This is a genomic window from Mycobacterium sp., from assembly GCF_025933915.1.
In the GTDB taxonomy this organism is placed as follows: domain Bacteria; phylum Actinomycetota; class Actinomycetes; order Mycobacteriales; family Mycobacteriaceae; genus Mycobacterium.
This window is the reverse complement of sequence record NZ_JAICZA010000174.1, coordinates 1-8,552: the sequence shown is the minus strand read 5'-3', so window position 1 is coordinate 8,552 and position 8,552 is coordinate 1. Positions and strand designations below refer to the sequence as shown.

Below are 8,552 nucleotides of genomic sequence, written 5' to 3'. Positions count from 1 at the left end.
GGGTTTCCGGAGCTGGTCGACGGCTGCCGGCGCGGCCTGGCGGCGAGGCTGGGCACCGGTGCCGCCGTGGCGGTCACCACGTCGTCGTACCGAACTGCGGTCACGCTTGCCTCCTCATGGTGCATGGTGGGCGGTCGGAGCAAGTTACGCATGTCAATGCGGCCCGCCGCACAATTCCCGGTTAACAACCGTTGACAACTGAATTCACGCTTCGGCAAAAAGAAATTCGAGGTAGCCAGGGCCGGTAGAGGGGCGCGGACACCTCGCCCGTCGGTAGTTAACGATGTTTGCTGACAATTCGAATGTTAGGGGTACTCATCGCGAGGGCGATGAAGCGGACGAAAACGTCGCAAACACATCAGGTGAAAAGCGTCTCCGCCGTTTATCGGGTCCCAGGGTCGCGATACCGCCCGGCGGGCGGACCGACCGTCACAGCACGCTTTCGTGCAGGTGGGCGGCCTGACCATCACGCCGGATTGCGGGTTCGGTGGGCCCCCTGCACTACCCTGGTCAGAATGTGCGGAATTGTCGGCTATGTCGGGCAGCGGCCCGCCTGTGACGTCGTCATGGCCGCGCTGCGCCGGATGGAGTACCGCGGTTACGACTCGTCGGGCATCGCACTGGCGAATGGCAGTGGCCCCTCGGCAGGCACCCTGACGGTGAGCCGCCGCGCCGGCCGGCTGGCCAACCTGGAAGAGGCGGTCGCCCAGATGCCGGCGTCGGCGCTGACCGGCACCACCGGCCTGGGCCACACCCGCTGGGCCACCCACGGGCGCCCCACCGACCGCAACGCACACCCGCACTGCGACGCCGCCGGCAAGATCGCCGTCGTCCACAACGGCATCATCGAGAACTACGCGAACCTGCGCCACGAGCTGGAGGCCCACGGCGTGGAGTTCGTCAGCGACACCGACACCGAGGTCGCGGTGCATCTGGTGGCGCAGGCCTACCGTCACGGCGACACCGCCGGCGATTTCGCCGCGTCGGTGCTCGCGGTGCTGCGCCGCCTGGACGGCCACTTCACGTTGGTGTTCGCCAACGCCGACGAGCCCGGCACCATCGTCGCGGCCCGCCGCTCCACCCCGCTGGTGCTCGGAATCGGCGACGGCGAGATGTTCGTCGGCTCCGACGTGGCGGCCTTCATCCCGCACACCCGCAACGCGATCGAACTCGGCCAGGACCAGGCCGTGGTGATCACCGCGGGCGGCTACCGGATCACCGACTTCGACGGCAACGAAGATGTCGAATACCGCGAGTTCCATATCGATTGGGACCTGGCCGCCGCCGAAAAGGGCGGTTACGAGTACTTCATGCTCAAGGAGATCGCCGAGCAGCCCGCCGCCGTGGCCGACACCCTGCTGGGGCATTTCGTGGACGGCCGGATCGTGCTCGACGAGCAGCGTCTGAGCGATCAGGAACTTCGTGAGATCGACAAGGTGTTCGTGGTGGCCTGCGGCACCGCGTACCACTCCGGGCTGCTGGCGAAATACGCGATCGAGCACTGGACGAGGCTGCCGGTAGAAGTGGAGCTGGCCAGCGAATTCCGTTACCGCGACCCGGTTTTGGACCGCAGCACCCTGGTGGTCGCCATCTCGCAGTCCGGCGAGACCGCCGACACCCTGGAAGCGGTGCGGCACGCCAAGGAGCAGAAGGCCAAGGTCTTGGCGATCTGCAACACCAACGGCTCGCAGATTCCGCGCGAGTGCGACGCGGTGCTCTACACCCGCGCCGGCCCGGAGATCGGGGTGGCCTCGACGAAGACGTTCCTGGCGCAGATCACCGCCAACTATCTGGTCGGCCTGTCGCTGGCGCAGGCCCGCGGCACCAAGTACCCGGACGAGGTCGCGCGGGAGTACCACGAACTGGAAGCGATGCCGGACCTCGTCGCGCGGGTGATCGCGACGATCAAGCCGGTGGCCGCCTTGGCCTATCAATTCGCCCAGTCGCCGACGGTGCTGTTCCTGGGTCGCCACGTCGGATACCCGGTGGCGCTCGAAGGTGCGCTCAAACTCAAGGAATTGGCGTACATGCACGCCGAGGGATTCGCCGCCGGCGAGCTCAAGCACGGCCCCATCGCGCTGATCGAGGACGGCCTGCCCGTCATCGTCGTCATGCCGTCCCCCAAGGGGTCGGCCGTGCTGCACGCCAAGCTGCTCTCCAACATCCGCGAAATCCAGGCCCGCGGGGCGATCACGATCGTGATCGCCGAAGAAGGCGATGAAACCGTGCGCCCCTACGCTGACCACTTGATCGAAATCCCCTCTGTATCAACGCTTTTGCAGCCGTTGCTGTCGACGATCCCGCTCCAGGTGTTCGCCGCGTCGGTCGCGCAGGCGCGGGGTTATGACGTGGACAAGCCGCGAAACCTGGCCAAGTCCGTCACCGTTGAATAGGCGGGTATAGGCGGGTATAGGCGGGCATAGCTCGCGCCGCTTCGCCCGTATGGGCGCCGGACCCGCAACCGATCCATTACATTGCCCTGGGAAAGCATTTCGGCCAGGTGGTCAAGCCGGCGTCCGTGCGGGAGGAAGTATGCGATCGGGCGGCATCAGATTCGGCGTCGTAGGTCTCGTCGTGCTTGTCCTCGCGGCATACGTCGCCTCGGTCACGTTGTACGCCCAAGGTGATGCCGTCCGGCGTCTGGAGGACCTAACCCCGGCCGTGAGCGCCGACGAGCCCTCGGCGACGATCAACGTCGAAGAGCTCCAGTCGAACAACAGCGTGCTCGCCGTCAACCTCGCCTTCAATCCGGGATCGGCGTTGCTGGATCCGAAAACCCACCACCTCAAGGAGGATCTCAGCCTTCGCGTCAGATCCTCGGCGATGCCGTCCCGGCACACCTGGGCCAAGGGCATGCTCCCCGGCCTGATGGCGGTCCCGCTGACCATCGGCGGGCAGATCGAACGCTGGCCGTTCGACCAATATCGCTCCGGGCCGCTGGAAGTCGAGATCTTCTACGGCCCCGATACCGGCCGCGCGCCCGCCCACGTGCCCGTCACCTTCGTCGACCACCTGTCGGGGTGGCAGATCACCGCGTCCAGGTCGCAGGCGGACGGACCGTACCGGCTGCATCTGCGGCGGTCGCTGGGCACCGCGGCGTTCGCCATCGTCATCCTCGGTGTGCTCATCACGATCGCCAGTCTGGCTCTGTTCGTAGCGATTCAGACCGCGCGCGACAAGCGGCCGTTCCAGCCGCCGATGACGACGTGGTACGCGGCGATGCTGTTCGCGGTGGTGCCGCTGAGAAACGCGCTGCCCGGCTCACCACCGTTCGGCAGCTGGGTCGACATCACCGTGGTGATCTGGGTCCTGGTCGCGTTGGCGGTCTCGATGGTGCTCTACATCGGCTGCTGGTGGCGACATTTGACGCCACCGGGGCGCGCCGCCGCGGCGTCTGCCCCGGTCCCCGCGCCCGTCGAGTAGCTGAGCGGCCGCGGCGTGTTTGCCGCCGAAGTCGTACGGCGGCACGCCCCGCGTGCGAAGGTTGATGTCGTGGCGCATGCATCGGTTCGGGGGCGAGTGCGCAGCATGACGCTGGCGGTGTGGCATTTCGTCAGCAGTGCCCCGCTGACCTACGGCTGGCTGTTCGTGCTGATGGTCACGACGATCATCCAGAACCATCTCACCGGCAGGCAGTTGCACTCGGTATTGCTGCACCGCTCCACCAACATTCACGAGCTGGGCAGGAATCCGCTCGACGTACTGTTCTCCAGCCTGCTGTGGATCGACGGCAAGAACTTCGAGCCCTATCTGCTGCTGTTCACCCTGTTTCTCGCGCCGGCCGAACACTGGCTCGGTCAGTTGCGCTGGCTCACTGTGGGATTGAGCTCTCACATCCTTGCCACCTACATCAGCGAGAGCATCCTCTACTTCGCGATCGAGGAACGCGAGGCGTCGCAGCGCCTCGTGCACGCCCGCGACATCGGGGTCAGCTATTTCCTCGTCGGCGTGATGGCCGTGCTGGCTTACCACATCGCCCGGCCCTGGCGCTGGGGCTATCTCGGCGTGCTGTTCGTCATCTTCGGCTTCCCGCTGATCACGATGGACCGCGCCGAACTGAACTTCACCGCGATCGGGCATTTCGCCTCGATCCTCATCGGCCTGTGCTTCTACCCGATGACTCGCACCCGCTCCAAAGGCGGCCGGCAATTGAGTCCGGCGCGGCTGCGGGACATGGCGCGCCGAAGCGTGCCCCCGACGGACCCGAGCTGATGTCGGCACCGGGCGGCAATGAAAGATGGTGGGCGCCAAGCGCCCGCGACGGCGACACGTAACCTGGCTCTGATGCGGCATTACTACTCCGTAGATGCGATCCGTCAGGCCGAAGCGCCGCTGCTGGCCAGCCTGCCCGACGGCGCCCTGATGCGCCGGGCGGCCTTCGGGTTGGCCACCGAGATCATCGGCGAGTTGGCGGGCCGCACCGGCGGGGTGGCCGGGCGGCGTGTGTGCGCGGTCGTCGGCTCGGGAGACAACGGCGGTGACGCGCTCTGGGCGGCCACCTTCGTGCGACGTCGCGGCGTGGCCGCGGACGCGATCCTGCTCAACCCCGAGCGCACCCACCGCAAGGGGCTGGCCGCGTTCCGCAGGGCGGGCGGCCGGATCGTCGAAAGGGTCTCGCCGACAACCGATCTCGTCATCGACGGGGTGGTGGGCATCTCCGGCTCGGGGGCGTTGCGGCCCGCCGCGGCCGAGGTGTTCGCCGAGGTCGATGACGCGAGGATCCCGGTGGTCGCCGTCGACATCCCCAGCGGCATCGACGCGGCGACCGGGGCCATCCCCGGCCCCGCGGTGCGCGCTGTGCTGACCGTCACCTTCGGCGGGCTCAAACCCGTGCACGCGCTGGCCGACTGCGGGCGGGTGAGGTTGATCAACATCGGGCTGGACCTGCCGGACACCGACGTGCTGGGCTTGCAGGCCGCCGACGTGGCGGCGCGCTGGCCGGTGCCCGGCCCCCACGACGACAAGTACACCCAGGGCGTCACCGGCGTGATGGCCGGCTCGTCGACGTATCCCGGCGCCGCCGTGCTGTGCACCGGGGCCGCCGTCGCGGCGACCTCCGGCATGGTCCGCTACGCCGGCAGCGCGCACCGCGAGGTGCTCGCGCACTGGCCCGAGGTGATCGCCTCGCCCACCCCCGCGTCGGCCGGGCGGGTGCAGTCCTGGGTCGTCGGGCCCGGATTGGGCACCGACGACGCCGGCGCCGCGGCGCTGTGGTTCGCGCTGGAAACCGACCTGCCGGTGATCGTCGACGCCGACGGCCTGACGATCCTGGCGGCCCACCCCGAGCTGCTGGAGAATCGCAGCGCGCCGACGGTGCTGACTCCTCATGCCGGTGAATTCGCCCGTTTAGCGGGTAACCCCCCCGGGGATGACCGGGTGGGTGCGTGCCGCAAGCTGGCCGACGCGTTCGGCGCCACGGTGTTGCTCAAGGGCAACGTCACGGTCGTCGCCGATCCGGGCGGCCCGGTCTACCTCAATCCCGCCGGGCAGTCCTGGGCGGCCACCGCCGGCTCCGGTGACGTGTTGTCCGGCATGATCGGCGCGCTGCTGGCGGCGGGCCTGCCACCGGCCGAGGCGGCCGCGGCCGCGGCGTTCGTCCACGCCCGCGCGGCGGCGCTGTCGGCGGCCGACCCGGGGCCTGGCGAGGCACCGACGTCGTCGTCACGGATCATCCCGCACATCCGGGGCGCCCTGGCCGCCCTATAGACCTAGAGAGAGGATCCCCAGTGCCACAACATCCTTCAATGCCCGCGCACGCCATCGCCCCCGCCTACACCAGTCGGCTGTTCACCGCGCCGGTACCGGCGCTGCGGCTGCCCGATGAATCGATGGACCCTGAAGCCGCCTACCGCTTCATCCACGACGAGCTGATGCTCGACGGGAGTTCGCGGCTGAACCTGGCCACCTTCGTCACCACCTGGATGGACCCCGAGGCCGACAAGCTGATGGCCGAGACGTTCGACAAGAACATGATTGACAAGGACGAGTATCCGGCGACCGCCGCCATCGAGCAGCGCTGCGTGTCCATGGTGGCCGACCTGTTCCACGCCGACGGGCTGAACGACGCCGACCCCTACAGCGCGTGCGGGGTGTCGACCGTCGGCTCCAGCGAGGCGGTGATGCTGGGCGGCCTGGCGATGAAGTGGCGGTGGCGCCAGAAAATCGGGAAGGACTGGAAGGGCCGCACCCCGAACCTGGTGATGGGATCCAACGTCCAGGTGGTCTGGGAGAAGTTCTGCCGTTACTTCGACGTCGAGCCCCGCTACCTGCCGATGGAGGAGGGGCGCTACGTCATCACGCCGGAACAGGTCGTCGACGCCGTCGACGAGGACACCATCGGCGTGGTGGCGATCCTGGGCACCACCTACACGGGTGAATTGGAGCCGGTCGCCGAGATCTGCGGCGCGCTGGATCGGCTGGCGGCCGGTGGAGGCGTGGACGTCCCGGTGCACGTCGACGCCGCCAGCGGCGGGTTCGTGGTGCCCTTTTTGCACCCGGAGCTCAAGTGGGACTTCCGGCTGCCCAGGGTGGTGTCCATCAACGTCAGCGGCCACAAGTACGGGCTGACGTACCCCGGCGTCGGGTTCGTGGTGTGGCGCAGCAAGGAGCACCTGCCCGACGAGCTGGTGTTCCGGGTCAACTACCTCGGTGGCGACATGCCGACCTTTACGCTGAACTTCTCCCGCCCCGGCAACCAGGTGGTCGGTCAGTACTACAACTTCTTGCGGCTGGGCCGCGAGGGCTACACCAAGGTCATGCAGGCCCTGTCGGGGACGGCGCGCTGGCTGGGTGAGCAGCTGCGGGTCAGCGACCACTGCGAACTGGTCTCCGACGGCTCGGCGATCCCGGTGGTCGCGTTCCGGCTGGCCAAGGATCGCGGCTACACGGAGTTCGACGTCTCCCACGAGCTGCGGACCTACGGCTGGCAGGTGCCGGCCTACACCATGCCCGACAACGCCACCAACGTCTCGGTGCTGCGCATCGTGGTGCGCGAGGGGCTCTCCGCCGACCTGGCCCGCGCCCTGCACGACGACGCCGTGTCCGCGCTGAGCTCGCTGGACAAGCTCAGGCCGGGCGGGCACTACGGGGCGCAGCACTTCGCGCACTGACGGATTTCGCCGCCAAAGTGCAACTAGCGACGTGTTCACCGAGTAGCGGCGTCGGTAGCTGCACTTTCGCGGCTTCTGGGACAATGGCGGCCGTGGCCGTTACCCCGATATCCCTGACCCAGGGCCTCCTCGCCGAGGCCCTGGTCGACCTGGGCGCCATTGAGCACAACGTACGGCTGCTGCGCGAGCAGGCCGGCGCGCAGGTGATGGCTGTCGTCAAGGCCGATGGCTACGGCCACGGAGCGCCCCAGACGGCGCGCGCCGCGCTGGCCGCGGGGGCGGCCGAGTTGGGTGTCGCCACCGTTGAGGAGGCACTGGCGCTGCGCGCCGCCGGCATCACCGCGCCGGTGCTGGCCTGGCTGCACCCGCCCGGCATCGACTTCGGGCCCGCGCTGCTGGCCGACGTTCAGGTCGCCGTGTCCTCGGAGCGCCAGCTCGACGAGCTGCTGGACGCGGTGCGCCGCACCGGCCGGACCGCGCCAGTCACCGTCAAGGTCGACACCGGGCTGAATCGCAATGGCGTACCGCCGGCGCAATACCCGTCGATGCTGACCGCGCTGCGCCGCGCCGTTGCCGAGAACACCATCGTCGTGCGCGGACTGATGTCTCACATGGTGTACGCCGACCAACCCGCCAACCCCGTCAATGACCTTCAGGCCCAACGGTTTACCGACCTGCTGGCCCAGGCGCGCGATCGGGGGGTGCGGTACGAGGTGGCGCACCTGTCGAACTCGTCGGCCACAATGTCGCGTCCCGACCTGGCCTTCGATATGGTGCGCCCCGGCATCGCGGTTTACGGGCTGAGCCCGGTGCCCGAGCTCGGCGACATGGGTCTGGTCCCGGCGATGACGGTGAAATGCCCTGTGGCATTGGTGAAGTCGATCCGCGCGGGGGAGAGCGTGTCATACGGGCACACCTGGACCGCGCGGCGCGACACCAACCTCGCGCTGCTGCCGGTCGGCTACGCCGACGGCATCTTCCGGTCGCTGGGCAACCGGCTGGAGGTGTTGATCAACGGCAGGCGGCGACCGGGCGTCGGCCGGATCTGCATGGACCAGTTCGTCGTCGACCTGGGCCCGGGGCGCACCGATGTGGCCGAGGGCGACGAGGCGATCCTGTTCGGGCCCGGCGGCAACGGGGAGTCCACCGCGCAGGACTGGGCCGATCTGCTCGGCACCATTCATTACGAAGTGGTGACCAGCCCCCGCGGGCGGATCACCAGGACCTACCGCGAGGCGCAAACCGTTGAGCCCTGAAAGAACCCGCAGGCGCTACAAGAGCAGGGCCTGGCTTGCGGGGGGCGCGGGGCTGACGGCCATCGCCACCATCATCGGGGCCTCGGCCCGCCGGTCGATCACCCAACGCGCCACGGCCGAAGACCCGTACGCCGACGAGGATTTCAACAGGCTCGAGGACGACCGCAGCCTGGTGGTCACCACACCC

6 protein-coding genes and 1 pseudogene are annotated in these 8,552 nt (G+C 68.4%); all 7 read left to right on the top strand.

The features are described 5' to 3' along the window. Window positions 1-515 precede the first annotated feature (515 nt). Window positions 516-2,393 carry a glutamine--fructose-6-phosphate transaminase (isomerizing) gene (glmS, locus tag Q0W90_RS20900; protein ID WP_297593813.1) on the top strand — a complete coding sequence of 626 codons (1,878 nt, stop codon included), beginning with the start codon at window positions 516-518 and terminating at the stop codon, window positions 2,391-2,393. A 139-nt stretch (window positions 2,394-2,532) separates the two neighbouring features. Then, entirely contained in the window at window positions 2,533-3,423 is an 891-nt protein-coding gene (locus tag Q0W90_RS20895; protein ID WP_297593811.1) for a DUF4436 domain-containing protein, read from the top strand. Window positions 3,424-3,492: 69 nt separating this feature from the next. Further along, a complete protein-coding gene (locus Q0W90_RS20890) occupies window positions 3,493-4,212 on the top strand; it encodes a rhomboid-like protein (protein WP_297593809.1) in 720 nt (239 codons plus the stop codon). A gap of 72 nt (window positions 4,213-4,284) precedes the next feature. After that, window positions 4,285-5,706 (top strand): NAD(P)H-hydrate dehydratase, encoded by a 1,422-nt coding sequence (locus Q0W90_RS20885; RefSeq protein ID WP_297593803.1) that lies wholly within the window; start codon window positions 4,285-4,287, stop codon window positions 5,704-5,706. A gap of 38 nt (window positions 5,707-5,744) precedes the next feature. Next, the gene (locus tag Q0W90_RS20880) at window positions 5,745-7,109 is read left to right on the top strand and encodes a glutamate decarboxylase (protein ID WP_297776321.1); all 1,365 of its coding nucleotides are present in this window, start codon (window positions 5,745-5,747) and stop codon (window positions 7,107-7,109) included. A gap of 92 nt (window positions 7,110-7,201) precedes the next feature. Next, on the top strand, window positions 7,202-8,365 hold the full coding sequence (gene alr, locus Q0W90_RS20875) for an alanine racemase (protein ID WP_297776319.1): 1,164 nt from the start codon (window positions 7,202-7,204) through the stop codon (window positions 8,363-8,365). Continuing rightward, window positions 8,355-8,552 (top strand): annotated as a pseudogene (locus Q0W90_RS20870) (alpha/beta hydrolase); the annotation flags it as partial. The gene alr and the pseudogene Q0W90_RS20870, both read left to right, overlap by 11 nt.